General features: G+C 55.1%; 17 protein-coding genes. 9 read left to right on the forward strand and 8 right to left on the reverse strand.

What is annotated here, in order from left to right:
- The first annotated feature begins 29 nt into the window (after positions 1 to 29).
- Together EBB79_RS09135 and EBB79_RS09140 are read left to right on the forward strand one after the other, a co-directional pair.
- Positions 30 to 1,349, forward strand: a complete 1,320-nt coding sequence (locus tag EBB79_RS09135) for an ATP-binding protein (RefSeq protein WP_127748613.1) — start codon at positions 30 to 32, stop codon at positions 1,347 to 1,349.
- 120 nt (positions 1,350 to 1,469) lie between these two features.
- Entirely contained in the window at positions 1,470 to 2,288 is an 819-nt protein-coding gene (locus EBB79_RS09140) for a DUF2092 domain-containing protein (RefSeq protein ID WP_127748614.1), read from the forward strand.
- Between the two features lie 63 nt (positions 2,289 to 2,351).
- Here the strand turns inward: EBB79_RS09140 and EBB79_RS09145 are convergent, their stop codons facing one another.
- Positions 2,352 to 2,864, reverse strand: a complete 513-nt coding sequence (locus tag EBB79_RS09145) for a hypothetical protein (RefSeq protein ID WP_127748615.1) — start codon at positions 2,862 to 2,864, stop codon at positions 2,352 to 2,354.
- 89 nt (positions 2,865 to 2,953) lie between these two features.
- Between EBB79_RS09145 and EBB79_RS09150 the strand changes: the two genes are divergently transcribed.
- Positions 2,954 to 3,535 (forward strand): peptidoglycan-binding domain-containing protein, encoded by a 582-nt coding sequence (locus EBB79_RS09150; protein WP_127748616.1) that lies wholly within the window; start codon positions 2,954 to 2,956, stop codon positions 3,533 to 3,535.
- Positions 3,536 to 3,656: 121 nt separating this feature from the next.
- Here EBB79_RS09150 and EBB79_RS09155 read toward each other — a convergent pair whose 3' ends face one another.
- The 5 genes from EBB79_RS09155 to EBB79_RS09175 form a co-directional block, all read right to left on the reverse strand.
- Positions 3,657 to 6,107 (reverse strand): GcvT family protein, encoded by a 2,451-nt coding sequence (locus tag EBB79_RS09155; RefSeq protein ID WP_127748617.1) that lies wholly within the window; start codon positions 6,105 to 6,107, stop codon positions 3,657 to 3,659.
- A 12-nt stretch (positions 6,108 to 6,119) separates the two neighbouring features.
- Positions 6,120 to 6,491, reverse strand: a complete 372-nt coding sequence (locus EBB79_RS09160) for a GFA family protein (protein ID WP_177627866.1) — start codon at positions 6,489 to 6,491, stop codon at positions 6,120 to 6,122.
- Entirely contained in the window at positions 6,491 to 7,117 is a 627-nt protein-coding gene (locus EBB79_RS09165) for a LysE family translocator (protein WP_127748619.1), read from the reverse strand. Before EBB79_RS09165 ends, EBB79_RS09160 begins: the two co-directional genes overlap by 1 nt.
- 4 nt (positions 7,118 to 7,121) lie before the next feature.
- Positions 7,122 to 7,691, reverse strand: coding sequence for a helix-turn-helix domain-containing protein (locus EBB79_RS09170; RefSeq protein WP_127748620.1), 570 nt, complete (start codon positions 7,689 to 7,691; stop codon positions 7,122 to 7,124).
- Positions 7,692 to 7,856: 165 nt separating this feature from the next.
- Positions 7,857 to 8,909 (reverse strand): LacI family transcriptional regulator, encoded by a 1,053-nt coding sequence (locus EBB79_RS09175; protein WP_127748621.1) that lies wholly within the window; start codon positions 8,907 to 8,909, stop codon positions 7,857 to 7,859.
- A 207-nt stretch (positions 8,910 to 9,116) separates the two neighbouring features.
- Here EBB79_RS09175 and EBB79_RS09180 point away from each other — a divergent pair, with 207 nt between their 5' ends.
- The 6 genes from EBB79_RS09180 to EBB79_RS09205 all read left to right on the forward strand — a co-directional run bounded on the left by EBB79_RS09180 (position 9,117) and on the right by EBB79_RS09205 (position 15,233).
- Positions 9,117 to 10,346, forward strand: coding sequence for an ABC transporter substrate-binding protein (locus EBB79_RS09180; protein WP_127748622.1), 1,230 nt, complete (start codon positions 9,117 to 9,119; stop codon positions 10,344 to 10,346).
- Between the two features lie 64 nt (positions 10,347 to 10,410).
- On the forward strand, positions 10,411 to 11,304 hold the full coding sequence (locus EBB79_RS09185) for a carbohydrate ABC transporter permease (RefSeq protein WP_164860777.1): 894 nt from the start codon (positions 10,411 to 10,413) through the stop codon (positions 11,302 to 11,304).
- Complete coding sequence (locus EBB79_RS09190) at positions 11,297 to 12,217, forward strand: carbohydrate ABC transporter permease (protein WP_177627803.1); 921 nt, start codon at positions 11,297 to 11,299, stop codon at positions 12,215 to 12,217. Before EBB79_RS09185 ends, EBB79_RS09190 begins: the two co-directional genes overlap by 8 nt.
- A 4-nt stretch (positions 12,218 to 12,221) precedes the next feature.
- Positions 12,222 to 13,310: an ABC transporter ATP-binding protein gene (locus tag EBB79_RS09195; protein ID WP_127748625.1), complete on the forward strand. Its 1,089-nt coding sequence runs from the start codon at positions 12,222 to 12,224 to the stop codon at positions 13,308 to 13,310.
- Positions 13,311 to 13,337: 27 nt separating this feature from the next.
- Complete coding sequence (locus EBB79_RS09200) at positions 13,338 to 14,081, forward strand: sugar phosphate isomerase/epimerase family protein (RefSeq protein ID WP_127748626.1); 744 nt, start codon at positions 13,338 to 13,340, stop codon at positions 14,079 to 14,081.
- A 12-nt stretch (positions 14,082 to 14,093) separates the two neighbouring features.
- A complete protein-coding gene (locus EBB79_RS09205; RefSeq protein WP_127748627.1) occupies positions 14,094 to 15,233 on the forward strand; it encodes a Gfo/Idh/MocA family protein in 1,140 nt (379 codons plus the stop codon).
- 713 nt (positions 15,234 to 15,946) lie between these two features.
- Here the strand turns inward: EBB79_RS09205 and EBB79_RS09210 are convergent.
- Positions 15,947 to 18,691, reverse strand: coding sequence for a methyl-accepting chemotaxis protein (locus tag EBB79_RS09210; protein WP_238705039.1), 2,745 nt, complete (start codon positions 18,689 to 18,691; stop codon positions 15,947 to 15,949).
- Between the two features lie 83 nt (positions 18,692 to 18,774).
- Entirely contained in the window at positions 18,775 to 19,935 is a 1,161-nt protein-coding gene (locus tag EBB79_RS09215) for an ABC transporter substrate-binding protein (protein WP_127748628.1), read from the reverse strand.
- Positions 19,936 to 19,979 lie beyond the last annotated feature (44 nt).

Genomic DNA, 19,979 nt, shown 5'->3' on the forward strand with positions numbered 1-19,979 from the left:
GTCCTTTCAGTGCTGTATAGGCTTAACCCATGTTCTTCCCTTGGCTCAAACGTTATATGCCACGCAGTCTGTATGGGCGCGCCGCCTTGATCATGATGTTGCCCATTGTGGTGCTTCAACTGGTGGTTTCCATTGCATTCATTCAACGGCATTTGCAGGACGTCACCGCGCAGATGACCAGTACGATTCTGCGTGAATTGGAAATGATCTCAGAGTTTGGAGCGGACAGTCCAACCCAAGATGCCATGTTAAAGAAAACGGCACCCTTATTGGCGCCCTTGAGAATGAAGATGCGCTTTCTGGATGCGGCGGAATTGCCGGTGCAGGATGAATTGGCCTGGAATGAATTCTCGGGACGGGTGGTTCGCGATACTCTGCGCAAAAATTTCGCGCCAGTCTTAGCGGTGCAGTTTCCAGATAACCGGCAAGTCAAATTGATTTTTGCAAATAAACTGGGGCCTGTGGAAGTCAGCTTTAATCGACGGCGTGTTACTGCGGCAGCTCCCCACCAGCTTATTGTGACCATGTTGTTTTTTGGCGTGTTTATGACGACGATCAGCATTCTTTACATGCGCAATCAATTGCGCCCAATCAAGCTGTTAGCGGATGCTGCACAGGCGTTTGGGCGCGGGCGTACGGTCGTGTATAAACCAAGGGGTGCCACCGAAGTCAGGATCGCCGGAAGCGCGTTTCTGGATATGAGAGCCCGCATTGAACGTCAGATCGAGCAACGGACCTTAATGTTGTCTGGTGTCAGTCATGATCTTCGTACGCCGCTGACCCGGATGAAACTGGGCTTGGCACTGCTGGACGAAGAGGATGCCGAGCCGCTGATGCAAGATGTTGATGAAATGCGCCAACTGTTGGACGCTTTTCTTGATTTCTCGCGTGGCGTATCAACCAGCTCGCCGGAGAAAACGGATCCTCAGGAAATGGTTAGTTCGATTGTTGAAAATTGGCGCCGTGAGGGCAAGGATGTGATGTTGGGTGAAATAAGCAGTCAGGGCACAGTGATGTTGCGCGCTGGAGCCATGCGCCGGGCCATTGATAATCTGGTGTCGAATGCGGTGCGATATGGCAGCCGGGCGCGGGTGTCGGTGACACTGACAGAGCGGTCGTTGCGCATCCGCGTTGAGGATGACGGCCCCGGTATTCCGCAAGATCAGTACAATGAGGCCATGCGGCCCTTTACCCGATTGGACCCCTCACGCAACCAAGACCTGGGGTCTGGGGTTGGTTTGGGGTTGGCTATTGTGGCCGATATCGCGCGTGCGCATGGCGGGGCTTTGCGGTTGGGCAAAAGTGGTGATCTGGGCGGACTGCAGGCCGATATCGTTATTGGCAGGTAAATGCTTTTCGCTGCTAGTTGAGCGAATTAATGCTGAAAGAAACAATTGTCTTGTGAATTCAAGGATCGATTGCCACCATTGAGTAATGGTACATAATCTATTTTTGGGACATGTTTTCCTATGACAGTTTTTTGTAAGCACTATGTGTCGTTGTGTTGTGCAGCGGCACTGACCGCAGTTGCCGGGGCCTTTCCAGCTATGGGTCAAACCGAAGCTGCACCACCACCGACAGAGCCCCCAACGGTGTCTCTGGATCCGCAGGCCATAGATATTTTGACATCGGCGTCGCAATATCTTGCTGGGCAGGATGTTCTGTCGATGGATTGGTTTGTGTCTTTTGACGTAGTGGTCGATGGGCGTGAAAAAATCACCTATATGCGCAATGGGGCAAATCTGTTGCAGCGTGGGGTCGGGTTTTACGGATATTCCGAATTTGGCGGTGAAACGCGCGAGTTCTTTTTTGACGGGACGAAGTTCCAGATCTTTGACGTCGAGGAAAACGCCTATGTGTCTGCCGCGATCACCAGCGATTTTGATACATTAGCGGACCGGATAGGCGAGACCTATGATATCCGGCTGCCGATATGGCAGGTGATGAGTGCCTCGCCACGGGGCGAACTGCTGGATCGGGCAACTGCTGCGGCCTATCTGGGAACCACCAGGATCGCCGGGCGTGAGGCGCATCATCTGGCCTTTTCCAACTATGAAACGGATTGGCAGATCTGGATATCAACAGACGTTGATCAGCCCGAGCTGATGATGATCGTTGGCACTGATCCTTATACTCAGGGCTGGCCGCAATACCGGGCTTATTTCACCAATTGGAATTTTGCTCCTGACGTTCCAGAGGGTGTGTTTACATTTGTTCCGGATGAGGATGCTGATCTGATGGCCTGGCCAAAACCAGAGGATGTTAGCATTCTGGGGGGACGTAACTAATGCGACAGTTTTTTATTGGTGTGCTTATTTTTGCAGTCTCAGTCGGCACCTCACCTGAAAGTGTCATGCGAATGTCACCCCGTACGGATACCGCTGATGCGCGCGGCCACGGCGGTGGTGGTGGACGCGTAAGGGGCGGCGGTGGTGGCAACCGGGGTGGGTTTTCCTCTGCGCCGAGATCAAAGCCATCAGGGTCCAGAACGCGACCGTCTGCTGGCGCGCGCCCCGCAACACGTCCGGCAACTCGCCCCGCGACAAAGCCATCGACGCGACCCGCTGCAAAACCGGCGACCAGACCAAACCGGTCGCCAGCTGCAAACCCCGGTCGGCCAGCGGCTGGGCAGCGCCCCGCTGCCGGGACCCGACCTGCCGGTGCGCGACCGCCTGGGACACGTCCGGTAGGGTCCCGTCCAGTTGGATCACGGCCTCCGGGTGCGCGCCCACCTGGATCCCGTCCTCCGGGATCGCGCCCACCGGGTGCAGGACATCGCCCTCCGGGCAGTGGCCGCCCGCCAGGCTATCGGCCTCCCGGCTACCGTCCTCCGGGATATCGACCGCCGTATCATCGGCCGCCATACTATCGGCCGCCGCACTATCACTACGGCCCGTACTATTACAATTCGGGTTGGGGATGGTTCTTTACCGCTGCAATTGTCGGTTCGACATTGGTCTATGCAACTTCGCTGCCTGAAAACTCCGAGTGTGAGAAGATCACAGAGGATGGTGAAACGCTCTATGCCTGCGACGGTGTCTTGTACCGGTCAACCTACTATGAGGATGAAAAGGTCTACGAAATTGTATCGGACCCGCCTGCGGACGAGGGCCAGCCACAGTCGGTTGTCGGCATGGGGCTGACCGATCCCTTTACCCGCGGCGAAACGGTGAAAGAGCTGCAAAATCGTCTTGTTGGCGCCGGCTATGATGTGGGCGGCGTTGATGGGGTGTTTGGCAGCGGTACGGAAACGGCTGTGATGTGGTTGCAGTATGACAATGGGATCGAGTCTACTGGCGTGATTGATCCACCCACTGCGCAACTGTTGGGTTATGATGTGCCAGGTGCGCAAGCCCCTGCGACCCCGCCGGCGGCCCCTGATCCTGAGGCAGCAGTACCTGCTGATCCGGCCACGGATGCCGAGGCAGAAGCACCTGCTAATCCAGCTCCGGCAACGGACACCGGGGCTGCGGTGCCTGCCGGCCCTTCGCCTGCCACTGATGCAGATGATGCTTCGGTCGAACCGGAGAATTAAACAATAACAGCTGCCAGTCCCAAAGACTGGCAGCTGATCGTTGTGTTTTGGCAGATCCGGGCCATGACCCGTTGTGACCTGTCGTCTAAACTGTCCCTACATGGGGGTCCTCATTTCTTTCTTAGGCCCGCAGCCGCTCGTTTGTCGGATCCCAGATCGGTTGATCGTCTTGGACCACAGCGCGGCATTTAACGCCGTAGATTTCAACCTCCAGTTCAGTGCCCGGCACTGCCATATCAGCACGCACCATGCCCAGCGCAATCGAGGCGTTTACCCGGTAACCCCAATCGCCACTGGTGACCTCGCCGATGATCTCGCCGTCTTTCCAGATACAGGACATATAAGGCGCGTCTGCCGTTCCGGCATCAACGATTAACGTGACAAAGCCCTTTTTGACGCCCTGCTGTTTCTCGGCCTGAATTGCAGCCTTGCCGGGGAAGTCCTGCGGCTTGTCCAGTTTGACAAACCGACCCAATCCGCCTTCGAGCAGAGAGTAATCACTGGTCAGATCACCTTTCCAAGTGCGGTAGCCCTTTTCGATCCGCAGCGAGTTCAGCGCATACATGCCAAATGGTTTGGCACCGGCCGCAAGGATCGCCGCGTAGATTGCAGGTTGGTCCGCATTGGCACAGTGGACTTCCCAGCCCAGTTCACCGGCAAAGGACACCCGCGCCAGAAAGGCAGATTGACCCGCGACAGTGGCGGTTTGATGGGTCAGCCAGCCCAGCGACAGGTCCGCATCAGACAGTCCGGCAAACAGCTCGCGCGACTTGGGGCCGGTGACGATCATCGTGCCGAATTCAGTGGTGTGATCACTCAGGGACAGACCGTCCGGCAGGGCATTCCGCAGGATTTCAAAGTCATGCCACTGTGCGGTGCCTGCGGTGATCATGGTAAAGTGATCCTCGCCGTGTCGGATACAGGACATTTCAGTCAGGATGCGGCCACGCGTGTCCGCAATATAGACCAGATTCATCCGTCCAATTTTGGGCAACCCGCCAGCGACCAGGCCGCGCAGGAATTCAGCAGCCCCTTCGCCGCTAAGGTTGAAGCGCGAGAACCCGGGCAGATCGAGCACACCGACACCGTCGCGCACCGCCTCGCATTCTTCCATGATGCGCTGTTGCCAGGGGCCTGACCGTCCCCAGGTGTGGGTTGCCTCGTCAGAGGTGTCATCGCCGTCCTGGGCAAACCAGTTGGCCCGTTCCCAGCCGTTATAGGCGCCCATCACGCCGCCCAGCTCCTTGACTGTTGCATGTACTGCACTAACTTTTTTGTCGCGTGCGGCGGGCCATTCGTGGTGCGGAAAATGCATGGCGTATTCGTTGCCGTACACCTCCATGCCTTTTTTCACACAGTAATCATGGTCGGTGTAATCGGTGTAACGCCGCGGATCGCAGGCCCACATGTCCCATTCGGTCTGACCATCAACGATCCATTCGGCCAGCACCTTGCCAGCGCCGCCGCCCTGGGCGATGCCAAAGGTGAACACGCAGGCCTCAAACGCGTTTTTGACACCGGGCATTGGGCCAAGCAGCGGCAGGCCATCCGGCGCATAGGGAATCGGCCCGTTGATCACCCGGCTGACACCGGCCGTACCCAGGGCGGGAACCCGCTCCATGGCGTCCATCATGATGTCTTCGATCCGGTCCAGGTCATCGTTCCACAGTTGAAACGAGAAATCCTCGGGCATGGGGTCTTCAGGGGTCTCCCAATGGGCACGGCAGTTCGGCTCATACGGGCCAAGGTTGAACCCGTGCTTTTCCTGACGCAGGTAATAGGACACATCCACATCGCGCAGCAGGGGCAGTTTTTTGCCGCCATTGGCCTTGGACCAGGCCTCGATCTCGGGCACTTCTTCGGAGAGCAGGTATTGGTGGCTCATCACCATCATCGGGACCTTGCGACCGCCATAAGGCGTGAACCAGTCACCCACGCGCTGTGCGTAATATCCGGCTGCGTTGACCACATAGTCACAGTCAATGTTGCCCTTGTCGGTGTGCACGGTCCAGGTGCCATCCTCGTGCTGGGTGACGCCGGTTGCCGGGCAAAAGCGCAGGATCTTGGCGCCAAGGTCACGGGCACCCTTGGCCAGGGCCTGGGTCAGCTGGGCCGGGTCGATGTCGCCATCATGGGGGTCATACAGAGCCCCGGCCATGTCATGGGTTTCCAGAAAGGGATAACGCTCTTTGGTCTGCTCGGGCGTCAGAATCTCGATATCCATACCCTGATACCGGCCCATGGATGCGGCCCGCTCAAACTCCTGCATCCGTTCCTTGCTATGCGCCAGGCGGATCGAGCCGGTCACATGATAGTTCATCGGGTAATCAACCTCGTCGCCCAGCTTTGAATACAGCTCGGTTGAATAGCGCTGCATGTTCATGATCGACCACGAGGTCGAAAACGTCGGTACATTGCCAGCCGCGTGCCAGGTGGATCCCGCTGTCAGTTCGTTCTTTTCCAGCAGGACACAATCGCTCCAGCCCTTTTTGGCCAGATGGTACAGGGATGAGGTGCCAATGACACCGCCGCCGATGATCACGACGCGAGCTTTGGTTGGGAAATCAGACATGAGCGCTCTTTCTTAGTCTTGTTGCGGGACAGTGTCCGCGATGTCGTAATAGTCACCTTTGGAGGCGACGAAGATGTGTTTGGTAATCTTTAACCTGGTGGAACCATCGACGGCGCCCAGCGCGAAACTGGTGGTGTCTTCATCGTGGGCCTTCCAGAACAGATAAGACCCGCAGCGTGGGCAACTGCCGCGTTTGGCCAGATCGCTGGCGGCGTACCAGCTGACCGGGCCCGTGATCGTTAAGTCACTGTCGGCAACATAGGCCGAGGACCAGATGCCACCCGATTGTTTGCGGCATTGGCTACAGTGGCACATCGAAGCACCCTTTGGCTCGGCCCCGGTTTCAAAATGGATGTCGCCGCAAAGGCAGGACCCTTTGATCATCATGAGCTCTCCAGGTTTGGTGTCGTGCTGGCCCCCAGCAGTATCCCGTAGACAATAAAACAGACTGCCATGGTGCGGCGGATCCAGGTGTTGAACACCATGGCCATAGCCGCACGGCCCAGACCTGCACCCAATGCGGTATAACCGGTATAGCTTAGCGCGGTGATCACCAGTGCCGTCGGCATAATCACTCCCATTTGCTGCCAGACTGGCACATCCGGCTGCACAAACTGCGAGAAGGCAGCGAGGTAGCCGGCGACGCTTTTGGGGTTGATCGTGGCAACGGCCAGAGCATGCAGATAGACATGGCGGGCAGGGCGTTCCGTCATGGGTGGAGGGTTGCTGGCATTCAACCAGCCCCGGACACCCAGATAGATCAGGAAACCGGCGCCGATCAGTTTGGCAGCAAGAAATCCGGTTGGCGAGGCCGCAATCAGCGCGGTGACACCCAAGGCGGACAGGACCAGAAACAGGCAGGACTGTGTCAGGATCGCCAGCACGCCGACCATCGCCCTGGACATGCCCAAGGCCATGCCATTGCTGATGCAATTCACCGCATTTGGTCCCGGAGTGGTGACAAAGACCACCCAAAACAGTGCAAATATTGTCCAGGCTTCAAAACTCATGGCGTCAATACACCGGCGGGGCGATGACCCAGATCGCGACAGCTGGTTCCGCATAGGGGTTGGCCCATTGGTAGGGTTCATGACGGATGCGGAAACTGTCGCCGGCCCCTACAGTGAAGGCCCGCCCGCCGATCACCAGATCAAGTTGGCCCGAAATGATATACCCCACCTCTTGCGTGGGGCGGTCCGCCGGGGTCTGCATTTTGGAATGGGCCTGAAAGGTCGAGTGCACCATCTCAAAATCATCGGTCAGATCCGGCGACAAAAGCTCCTCGATCAGGCCTTCTTCGCTGGCGCCAATAGGACGCCGCGCGCCTGCGCGTACGACATATCCCTGTTCATTGTGGGGTGCATTGGTATGGCCAAACAGCATCGACATCGGCACGTCAAGGCAGCCTGCAATCTGGCGCAGGTCGGAAATCGTCGGCTCGGACAGATCCCGTTCTACCTGACTTAACCACCCAACCGAGCGGTCCAAACGGGTGGCCATGTCATTCAGGGTCAACCCACGTGTCTTACGCAATGCCCGGATGTCGGCACCTAGGGACGCAGTGAGCGGGGCTTGGCTGTTCACGGGTGGTCTCCTGAATAAGGTGGTGAAATTATTCCCTCAAATTTCACGATGAAGGGGAATCGTGAAATTATCAAGCATTTTTTCATGGTGATGAATGATGATCATCAACAGCCTTGTCAGAAAGCCAGTCTACAGCCTTTGGGTGATCGCGTTTGAGGCAGGCGGCTAGTACTGGTCAAATGAGACAAAACCGCTGGGTATTTCCAGATATTGCATAGGTGTCTCGGCAGGTTCATTTACGGCCTGTATGGCGGCCCGGGCCAGATATTCACCCGTTGCGGTGACATCTTCAAGTACGACCAGAATTTCTGAGCGGAAAAATTTCAGGAAAGGGATCGCCTCTTTGGACACAACGTCAATGTCTTTTCCCACCTCAAAGCCCTTAGTCTCCATTCCGGCGACAGCGGACATCGTTGCGTTGACCGAACCACATATGAAACCATCAATCAGCGGATCAGCAGTGACTTTTTCGGCAACCCATTCGCGCATTTGGTTGTTGGTGCTGTCACTGGTAATTCTTTTTGAAAAGCACAGTTTCACGCCTGCTTTTGCTGCAGCGGCTTCACCACCGCGGACCATTTCCTGCGCGTAGTTATGCGAAATCGGTGGGGCGATCATCAGAATGTTCTTACGGCCCCGCTTGACCATCTCTTCAATTCCCAACCGGGCAAAGGCTTCATTGTCGAAATCATAATAGGCGTGTTGATCCTGCCAGTTGCTGCGCCCATGGGTGGCAAAGGGAAACTGCTTGTCCATCAAATAGGCAACGCGGGGGTCCTCGGGCAGGATCTGATTTAAGATTACCGCATCAGCAGAACCGTTTTCCACGATATATCGGATCGGTGTCATTGGATCATCGCGCGGGAAGAATGGTGTCACATTCAGGTGGTATTGAGTGTTGCGCAGCCCACTACCAACCGAGGTAATCAATCGCGCGGTCTGGTTCATCATGTCGTGTTCGGTGGACATCACCAGACTGATGACGTTGGTACGCCCGGTCCGCAGGCGCAGCCCGGCGCGATTGGGCACATAGCCGATTTCGTCCGCAATTTTGCGAATCTTGGCCTTGGTGTCGGCACTGATGTCTGGGGCATTGCTAAGGGCGCGTGACACAGTTGGCACCGCCATGCCGCTTAAAGCCGCAATTGTTTTTAGCGTCGGTTTCCTGGCTGAACCTGCTCTGATTTGAGTGGGCTTATCCGTGTCGCTTTTGGTCATGTCTTTGTTTGAAACCTTTGATCTGCCCCGTCTTTTGACAGTGTTGGGGCGTATTGCAACTGATTTCGAGGCAGGGCGTCCCGGTATTGTTTCGGAGAGAGGGGCCATTGGCGGGTCTTCATATCTTTACAAAAAAAATTCTTGCCAGGTCAATCTAAATCGATATAGGCATCTACTATAACGATTTAGGTCTGGGAGGAGAAAGTTGTGAAGTGTAAGACAAAACTACTGTCGGCGGCGGCAATAATATGCGCGTCAAGTGCCGGAGCCGCTGATTTAGAGGTTACACATTGGTGGACATCAGGCGGTGAAGCCGCAGCAGTATCGGAATTTGCCAAGGCCTTTACCGAGAAAACCGATCACAACTGGGTGGATGGTGCAATCGCCGGGTCGGGTGGAACCGCCCGTCCCATTATCATCAGCAGGATCATCGGAGGTGACCCGATGGCTGCAACGCAGCTGAACCATGGGCGCCAATCCGAAGAGTTGATCGAGGCCGGGTTGATGACCGACCTGACAGAGATCGCCGAGGCAGGCGGTTGGAAAGATCTTGTGAACCCGTCGGCGTTGCTGGATGCTTGTACGTTTGAAGGTCGTATTTACTGTGTTCCTGTGAATATCCATTCGGCGCAATGGCTCTGGCTTAGCCATGATGCCTTTGCAAAGGCGGGTGTTGCAGTGCCGCAGGATTGGCATGAGTTTGTCGCCGCAGCCCCAGCCCTGGAAAAGGCTGGTCTGGTGCCATTGGCCATGGGCCAACAGGGATGGCAGCAAAATATTGCCTTTGGCACGCTGACCATTGCGATCGCCGGGATCGATGACTGGCGCGAGGTGTCTGTAAATAAAAATGCGGATGTTGCGGCAGGTGGTTCTTACACGGCCGTATTTGAAGCGGCAGCCAGTGCACGTGAACTGGCACGCGACAGCAATGTTCAGGACTGGAATCTTGCGACCAATATGGTGATCTCCGGCAAAGCTGGTGGCCAAATCATGGGCGACTGGGCGCAGGGAGAATTCCAGGTTGCCGGTCAGGTTGCAGGCGATGACTACACCTGCCTGCCCGGGCTTGGCATCAATCAAATTCTGGATACCGGTGGGGATGCTTTCTATTTCCCCAAAGTGGATGATCCTGCAGTTCAGGCGGCGCAGCTAGAGCTGGCCACGCTGTTGATTTCACCCGAAGTTCAGGTTGCATTCAACCTGGCCAAAGGATCGCTGCCAGTGCGCGGTGATATCGATATGTCCTCGGCCAACAGCTGCATGCAAAAAGGCCTGCAAATTCTGGCTGACGGAGGTGTATTGCCGTCAAACGACATGAACCTTTCCGCAGATACGACAACGCAGGTTGAAGATCTGATGGCCGAATTCTGGGCCTCGGATCTAAGTGCCGCAGACGCTCAGGCGCGTTATGTGGACATCATCGCACGGGCAGATTGATAGACGCATTACAACACCGGAGCCCGGTTTGCCCGGGCTCCACCTGATCTGCGGAGAAATGGACATGAACGCTGCCAAACGGCCCAACCGTTGGTTTCGGAATTTAAGTGCCAAAGTCGCCTCTATTCCAATGATACTGACAGCACTGGTTGTCTTTGTGGGCGGGACGGCCTGGACGGTCTTTTATTCCTTCACCGGCTCACGCTTGTTGCCCAAGGTCAAATTCGTCGGCTTTGATCAATACGAGCGGCTATGGTCGACCCGTCGCTGGATGATCTCAATCGAAAACCTGGCGGTTTACGGAATATGCTCGCTGATCCTGACGATGGTTCTGGGCTTCACTCTTGCGGCACTGCTGGACCGCAAAATCAGATTTGAAAACACTTTCCGGACCATTTTCCTATATCCGTTTGCCCTGTCGTTTGTAGTGACCGGCCTGGCCTGGCAATGGATCCTCAATCCGGATTTCGGCCTTCAGGGTGTGGTGCGAAGATGGGGCTGGGAGGGCTTTAATTTCGATCCGCTCAACAATCCGGACCTGGTGATCTACGGACTTTTGATTGCCGGAATGTGGCAGGGCACGGGGCTGGTTATGGTAATCATGCTGGCCGGTTTGCGAGGCATAGACGAAGACATCTGGAAAGCCACACGGGTAGACGGGATCGGTCTGGTGAAAACCTATGTTCAGGTCATTGTGCCGATGATGCGTCCAGTTTTCGTAACCGCGCTTGTGATCATCTCTAGCGGCATCATCAAGCTGTATGATCTGGTGGTTGCGCAGACAAACGGCGGGCCGGGTATCTCGTCAGAAGTGCCGGCAAAATACGTCATCGATTACATGTTCAAGGCCCAGAACCTGGGGCAGGGGTTTGCAGCATCCACCATGATGCTCGTCTCGGTCATCATCATTCTTGTGCCCTGGGCCTATCTGGAATTTGGGGGAAAAAAGCATGGCTGATGTATCACCCTCGACCATTGACGCAGCGTCTATGGCGGGTCCACGTGGGACCAAACCCAAAAACCGTCTGTCGCGTCGAAACATCTTTTTGTACGGCACCCTGATATTGATCTCGGTCTACTATCTGTTGCCGCTGTATGTGATGGTGGTGACGTCGCTGAAAGGCATGCCCGAGATCCGGATGGGCAATATCTTTAGTCCGCCTGTCGAAGTCACCTTTGAGCCTTGGGTCAAGGCCTGGTCCGAGGCCTGTACCGGGTTGAACTGTGACGGGTTAAGCCGCGGCTTTGGCAACTCGGTCAGGATCCTGATCCCTTCGGTTGCCTTGTCGATTACCATCGCCAGTATCAATGGATATGCGCTGGCCAATTGGCGGTTCAAGGGCTCGGAGGTGTTCTTTACTATCCTGATCATCGGCGCGTTTGTTCCCTATCAGACCATGTTGTACCCGATAGTTATCTTGCTGCGTGAAATCGGTCTGATGGGGTCTGTCTGGGGCTTGGTTCTGGTCCACTCAGTCTTTGGAATGCCGATCCTGACCCTGTTGTTCCGCAACTACTTTACCGCGATGCCAGAGGAGCTGTTCAAGGCGGCGCGGGTGGATGGTGCCGGGTTCTGGGGTATCTATTTTCGGATCATGTTGCCGATGTCGGTGCCTATCTTTGTGGTGGCAATGATCCTGCAAGTCACGGGGATCTGGAACGATTTCCTGTTTGGTGTGATCTATACCAAGCCAGCAACCTATCCGATGACGGTTCAGCTGAATAACATCGTCAACTCGGTGCAGGGTGTCAAAGAATACAACGTCAATATGGCGGCGACCCTTCTGACAGGTCTGGTGCCGCTTGTGATCTACTTCATCTCCGGAAAACTATTTGTGCGTGGCATCGCTGCCGGCGCGGTGAAAGGCTGACACTATGAATATCCCCAAACCCTCAGTCCAGATCCGCGATCTTGACCTGCATTTTGGCGAAGTAAAAGTCTTGCAGGGGCTGAACCTCGACGTCGGCGAAGGCGAATTCCTGGTTCTTCTCGGCTCATCCGGCTGCGGCAAGTCCACGCTTCTGAATTGCATCGCAGGTCTGCTGGATATCACGGATGGGCAGATCTTTATTCAGGGCGAAAACGTCACCTGGAAGGAACCATCCGAGCGCGGCATCGGCATGGTGTTTCAATCTTATGCGCTGTACCCGCAGATGACGGTTGAGGGAAACCTGTCGTTCGGGCTGAAGAATGCGCGCGTTGCCAAGGACGAAATCAAACGTCGTGTGGGCCGGGCCGCCGAAGTCCTGCAGATTGAGCCGCTGTTGAAGCGCAAACCGGGCGCTCTGTCTGGGGGACAGCGGCAACGGGTTGCTATTGGGCGCGCACTGGTCCGGGATGTGGATGTTTTCCTGTTTGACGAGCCCTTGTCGAACCTGGACGCCAAATTAAGGACCGATCTGCGGGTTGAATTGAAGCGGCTGCACCAACAGCTGAAAAATACCATGATTTATGTGACCCATGATCAGGTCGAAGCCATGACGCTGGCGGATCGGATTGCAATCATGAAAGGCGGCAAAATCATGCAGTTGGGCACTCCGGACGAGATCTACAATCGGCCCCAGAACCGCTATGTCGCAGATTTCATTGGCAGCCCCTCGATGAATTTTCTTGAGGGAAACCTGGAGAATGCCGAGTTCTCGACCGGGGATTTGAAACTGCCAATGGCGGGCTATAACTTCGTGAACGGCGGAGCCTCCAATGGGGAGACGACTATAGGCATTCGTCCCGAGCACGTCGTCACCGGCGAGTTGCTCGGCCGGGCGTCGGTTCAGACCAATGTTAAGGTCAATCTGGTTGAGCCGATGGGCTCTGACACCTTGGTCTATGCTGATCTTGCCGGCGATCAAATCCGTATCCGTATGGATGGACATTCTCAGGTCCGCACCGGTGACACTCTTCCCATCGGAATTGACGCACAGCGGGCCTCGTTGTTCGACAAAAAATCAGAAACGCGTCTCTGACCAAAACAAATTATGAAAGGTGGCAATATGCCCGCGATATCCTATCAAATGTATGGGTCCAGAAATTGGGCCTTGCCTGAAACCTTTGCCATGTTGTCGGCGGCTGGGTTCACAGAAGTCGAAGGCTACGGCGGCATCTACGGTGACCTTGATGGCCTGCAGGCTTGTCTGCATGAGAACAAGTTGCGCATGACAACCGGTCACTTTGACCTGTCTGTCATTGTGAACGACCCACAGCGCGTTATCGATGTCGCAAATCGCTTTGGTATGGAGGCCGTTTTTGCACCCTATCTTACTGACGATGCCCGCCCGAGCGATCTTGCAGGATGGCAGGCATTTGCCAATGATCTGGTCGAGGCTGGCAAACCGCTTCAGGCCGCTGGCTTAACCTTTGGCTGGCACAATCATGACTTTGAGCTGCTGGATCTTGGGGCAGGGGTAACGGCACTGGATGTGATCGCACAGGCCTCGCCGGATCTGAAACTGGAGCTGGATATTGGTTGGGTGATCCGGGCCGGACAGGATCCAGTGGCGACCATTCATAAATATGCCAATCAGATCAGCGTTGCGCATATCAAGGACATCGCCGCACAAGGGGCGGGTTTGGATGAAGATGGATGGTCTGATGTCGGGCATGGTGTCGTCGACTGGGCGCCCATTCACGCCGCGCTGCAGGCTGCGGGCGTTGGGCGTTACGTCATCGAGCATGACAATCCAAATGACCATCACCGGTTCGCGACGCGGTCGCTCGACAGTGTCACTGCACTCTAAGGACAAAACACAATGCAAAATCTTGGCGTTGGCATCATCGGATGCGGCAATATATCCACCACCTACCTGAAATTTGCGCCCAAGTTTAGCGGTATCGAAGTCCGGGCAGTTGCGGACATCAATATGGAGACGGCCAATGCCCGTGCCGCGGAATATAACGTCCGCGCTGAAACAGTTGAGGGGCTGTTGCGGGCTGATGACATCGACATCATAGTGAACCTGACCATTCCGGCGGCCCACTATGATATCAGCCGGCAAATTCTGGTGTCCGGGAAGCATGCCTACTCGGAAAAACCGTTTGTTCTAAACCTCGAAGAGGGCAAGAAGCTGCGGGATTTGGCCACGGTGAGGGGACTGCGTGTCGGCTCGGCACCGGATACGTTTTTTGGTGGATCTCATCAATTGGCGCGCGCAGCAATCGACAGTGGTAAGATAGGATCGGTGATTGGTGGCACCTGCCATGTGATGTCGCATGGTATGGAGCACTGGCACCCCAATCCTGATTTCTTTTTTCAGCCGGGTGGTGGCCCTATTCTGGATCTTGGTCCCTATTATATCACCAACCTGATCCAGTTGATTGGACCGGTTCGTGCGGTGACGGCGATGACCGGAACCAGCTTTGCGTCCCGCACCATTTCAAACGGTCCGCGTGATGGGCAAACTGTGCCGGTTGACACGCCGACCAACATTCACTCAGTTTTGCAGTTTGAAAATGGGGCCATTGTCACCTTTGGTGCAAGTTGGGACGTCTGGAACACCGCTCATCCCAACATGGAGCTTTATGGGACCGAGGGATCGATGTCTCTTCCGGATCCAAACTTTTTTGGAGGAGAGGTGACGCTAACTGCAAAAGACGGTGATTTTGCTACTCTCACAGGGGATGACCATCCCTTTGGTGTCCCAAACGAAGAGCATGACGACGGGGTTATGCAGGCTAATTATCGTGCCGCGGGTCTTGCTGAAATGGCCCAGGCGATCGTCGAAAACCGACCCCACAGGTGTAATCTTGATTTGGCTTTGCATGCAGTAGAGGTGATGACGTCGATACTGGCCGCAGGTGAGGCTAAGCGTTGGGTCGAAATGACCACCACCTGCGAGCGTCCCGATGCACTGCCGCCGAAATCTGCGCGTTTGTTGTGGAGCGGCGCTTAGCACCATCGTATGGAAAACACACGATGATCCGTCGACTGGACATCAACCAAAACGCGGAATTATTTTGATGCTCATTTTATCTGATCCAGAAAGTTCTTTTGGATCAGATTGGGCAGCTCTAGCGTGATTGGCTCACCCGCTCACGTTCTTTTGGTGCAGGTATATTATGCTGAGTTTACTGGCCGGGCTGGTTAATTTTACGTAGGTTTTAGTCAAATTTACATTATTGAGACTACTGTGCTGGGGTGTCTTTGCGCATTTAGGTGAAAGAAAATCGTGATGGTACTTCGAGTTTTCACGTGCTCAGATTGTGGGCACAAAATGCGCCTATCGGGTCGAAGCTGTCACAAGTGTTATTCCAAAAAACGATTTTTCCAATCTGTAACAGGTCTCTCTTTGATCAGTATCGTCGTGGTGATTGCTCTGGGCATAGCTGTCGCGGCTTAACGGGGGTAAGCCCCTGTTCGGTTTCCCAACCTTTCGACCACAGCTGATAGGGTTGTCTGGTCGTTTTGAAGTGGCCGCGTGCCCTGTGATGATGTTTAAACCCACAGCATCTAAAGCTCTCGTTCTCGCCAAGGTTTGGACTTCGTTCCTCTGCAGATCTTGCCGATGCGGGAAGTGGTCACCCCGTAGGGGAACGGTTGTAGGTTCAGGGTTTCAAAAAGGTCGCCCGCTTGAAATCACATCAAAATTCAAGCGGGCGAACCGGTTTAGAAATCTTCCCACATGTTGCCCGCAGCACTCGCGACCTTGGCTGGCTGAAGCGGGGCTTCGTCCATTGACCAGTCATCGTCTTGTTCGGCCTGCGGCGAAAACGAGATGTCTGTTTCGCCGTGGGATGTGAACGGATTCTCCTGGCTGTGACCGGTGTCGTCAATTTTGAAATGGGACACTAGCGTGGACAGTTTGCGAGCGTCTGAATTGAGCAAGTGACTGGCTGCGGTGGCTTCTTCGACCATCGCAGCGTTTTGTTGGGTCACATTATCCAACTGGGATACGCCGATGTTTATTTCAGCCAGTCCAGTGGATTGATCTGCGGAACCAACCGCCATTTCAGAGACGAGATGGGAAATGTTCCCCACACGATCAACGATGGTATTCAGGGCCTCGCCAGCCTTGCCGACCAGAAGAACGCCGCGATCTACGTGCTTTGAGCTGTCTGTGATCAGTGACTTGATCTCGGTGGCCGCATCTGATGATCGCTGTGCCAGTATTCGAACTTCTGAGGCGACAACTGCAAACCCTCGGCCTGCTTCTCCAGCGCGTGCAGCTTCGACGCCTGCGTTCAGGGCCAACAGGTTCGTCTGAAACGAAATGTCATCGATTACGCCAATGATTTGTGAAATATGGCGGGCTGAGCTTTCAATTTCTGTCATCGCGGACACAGCGCTCTGTACAACAACACCGCTTTCTTCGGCTTCTTGTTTGGCTTCGTTTACAATGCTTTCAACGCTAAGAGCGCCTTCGGCCGCCGATTTGACGCTAGAGGTCATTTCTTCCAAGGCGGCGGCAGTCTGTTCCAGAGTTGCGGCCTGGCTTTCGGTGCGACGCGACAAATCATCCGAGGCCTGACTGATTTCGGTGGCGCCATTGCGAATACTTTCAGAGGAACCAACAACTTCGAAAACTGTTGTTTTCAGACTTTCCAGGGTCTGATTGAAATCATCGCGCAATTTGGCGTAACCGTCGCTCATGTCGTCCTGAATTCGGACTGTCAGATCGCCTTTTGACAGGCGCTCCAGCCCATCCCCAATCGCAGTGACAGCCGCTGTTTGCTCCGCCTGGCGTGCTTCTCGCTCGGCCTCAACTGCCTTGGACATCTCTTCTTTCTCAACAAGCCCGTTTCGGAAAACCGATAGCGCTTGAGCAATGCGATAGACCTCGGTGCTGGCGCGGTCATACCCGGTGACCGGGCTTAGATCGCCTGCGGCCAGGTGCTCAGTGGTCTCACTGATTTTTGCAAGCGGTCGGGTGATCAACAGTTTTGTCAGCAACAGCGACAACACAAGCACAGCGGCGGACACGCCGAGAAGACCGTACATTTGCTGTTCCGCTTCGCGCACATCGTTGGTCACGGTCACAGCCATTTCTGAGATAGCTGTTTGGCTTTCTCCGCTGAGCGTGGCCGAATGGTGCGCGATTTCGGACACTGCTTGTGCGGCAGCCTGCGAAACCTCAATTGTCTTGGCTTGAGCCTGGATTGTAGCAATTCGAGACGCTGCCAGCCCGCCGCTGGCATCGGCCTGGGCGGCAATCCCGTGAATGTCCTCTGTCAGAACCCCATTCTGGAAATTAACAAACTCCCCAAGTGCTTTGGCGGCTGTTGTCAGTGGATCAGCTGCAATCTGGACCTGTTCCACGCCATCAGAGGAGACAACGCGAAGTGCAGCCACCTGCAGACTGTTGATCAGTGTGTTCATTTCCAACAGTTGGTTAAGCACGCCAACCTCGTTGTCCAACAGGCTTTGCACGGCATCACGGTTGGTTGTGCTGCTTTCCTCGGCAGCCATTGTCAGTTCGAATATTGTATTATCAATGGCAACGATAAGGGCGTTGGCACTGGCTTCACGTGCACTCAGCACTTCCTTGCGCAGAGCCTTCTGTTCAGATCGGCGCGCAACCAACATTCTTTCAAATACTTTGAACGCATTCTGAACCGTTTCGGCCTCTTCAGGGTTGAGGCCCAGAGCGGCGGGATCTTCGAGAAATACTGTGAGCCGTTCGGCGGACCCAGTGGCGGCCTGTGTCATGATTTTCTTGGTTGGCACATCACGTATTTGACCAAGGCCCAATGACATACCGGCCAGAAGGTTGATATCGGCCTGTGCTTCCAACAGGCTTTGCAGGGTGCTGAACTGTTCGTTGACCAACCCGGTAAGAGTGGTTTCAATCGATGCAATCGTGTCTTCACCGCCTAATGTAAGGTTAAAGTAGGCTTCATCGGCGGCCTCTAACAGATGGTGCTGCAGGCTGCGGCTATGGGTCTGCATGGCAGTGATCTGTGCACTGATCTGCGCATCACTGACAAAAACGGATTCACGTGCTGCGAGTAGTTCTTTAAGGGATTGATCGGCGTTCTCTGCCAGGGTTGCGAACTTGGGCTGCAAAGCTTCTGGAAGGTTTTTGACACCCTCCTGCAACCGGCTGGCTGCCTCCTCGGCTTTAATGCGGCCTTGTTTCAGTCCAGCACTGTCCCCGGCAAGCAGAATATCCGTCATGGAGTCCCGGGTCAGACCAGCTGCGTCGGTCAGCACTGCACTGTATTCCAATTGAGGTAACATATCACGGGTCAGCATCGACATGTCTTCTGAGACACGGGAAAATACCGTTGAAACCAAAACTCCGACGACGGCGGATGCTGCGCCCATAGCCAGTAGGATCAGGGTAATCTTGGCCCCAATACTGGAAAATGGTCTGTAGCCCCGTTTCTTTGGAGGAGAAGCCTGTGCTGTCATGATGTCATCTCAACTTGCTAAGTGTTCTATTGGCCTGCCCAAAAGGAGCGGGCAGGCCGGTTCTTGTTGCAATTTGGTTTTGGTTAGGAACCGCCAGCGGCTGTGACCGGCTGAAAACCACCGTCTTGGGTGATGCGGGTCAAAAAGACCTTGTCCATGCCTTGATTGTCATCGGGGCCAAAACTCATTGTGACGCCTCCGAAGTCCACTGTGCGCAACCCGGCGAGGGCTTTCAGAAAACTCTCACGTGTGAGGTCGGTGCCCGCGTCTTCCAGTGCTTTGATAGCCAAACGACCGGTTAAATAGCCTTCGAGGGTGACAAAACCAGGCGTGGCATCGGCATTAACAGCGGTCAGCGCGGCCTGGTATTGTGCAACAACAGGTACCGATGCATCCCACGGGAAAGGCACGACCTGACTGATGATTACATCTTCACCGGCCTCGCCCAGCTCTTGCGCCAGGGCATCAGACCCAACGAATGAGATGTTCACGAAAGTCGGGTTGAATTTAATCTTGCGCGACAGCCGGATGAATTCTGCAACTGGCTTGTAAGCGCCAACCATGACAACGGCGTCTGGCTTGGATTTGCGGATGGACAGCAATGCCTTTTTTACAGCGGTGGTGTTGCGGGTATAGGTGCCCTCGGCCGACAATGTCATGCCACGCTTTTCCAGCGCTGCCGTGACTCCAGCCAGTCCAACACGACCAAAGCCGTCATCTTGGTACAAAAGAGCAATCGATTCCATGCCCTGCTGATCTACCAGGTATTCAATCCAGGCCTCCGTCTCGGCAAAGTAGGTTGCCCGCACGTTGAAGATATTGCCATGGCTTGCATCCCGCAGAAAACCAGCACCTGTGAAGGGGCCAATAAACGGCATGTTGGCAGCAGTGGCCACCGGTTGGGTTGCAGAAGACGTTGGGGTGCCGACGGCTCCGATCAATCCAAGATGGTTGTCACCCTCGATCACCGCTTTAACATGGGTCACTGAACGATCTGGTTCGTAGCCGTCATCCAGACTGTCGAGAACAATCTGGCGTCCGTGTACGCCACCATTTGCATTGGCTTCTTCAAAGGCAGCCCGCATGCCCTGTTGCATGCCCTGACCTAATGCGCCCGCAGGTCCATCAAGTGCTGCCACTTGAGCAAAAGTAACCTGGTTGGCAGTGACACCTTGTTCGGCGCTAACGAGAGATGGCAGCAAACCTAAAATGGCCGCTGCGAGTACCGTTTTCCCACTATACATCTAAATTCTCCAAATTCCGAATGTGACCGGGAAAATGGATGAGA

Origin of the sequence: Parasedimentitalea marina (assembly GCF_004006175.1) — a bacterium.
Classification (GTDB): Bacteria; Pseudomonadota; Alphaproteobacteria; order Rhodobacterales; family Rhodobacteraceae; genus Parasedimentitalea; species Parasedimentitalea marina.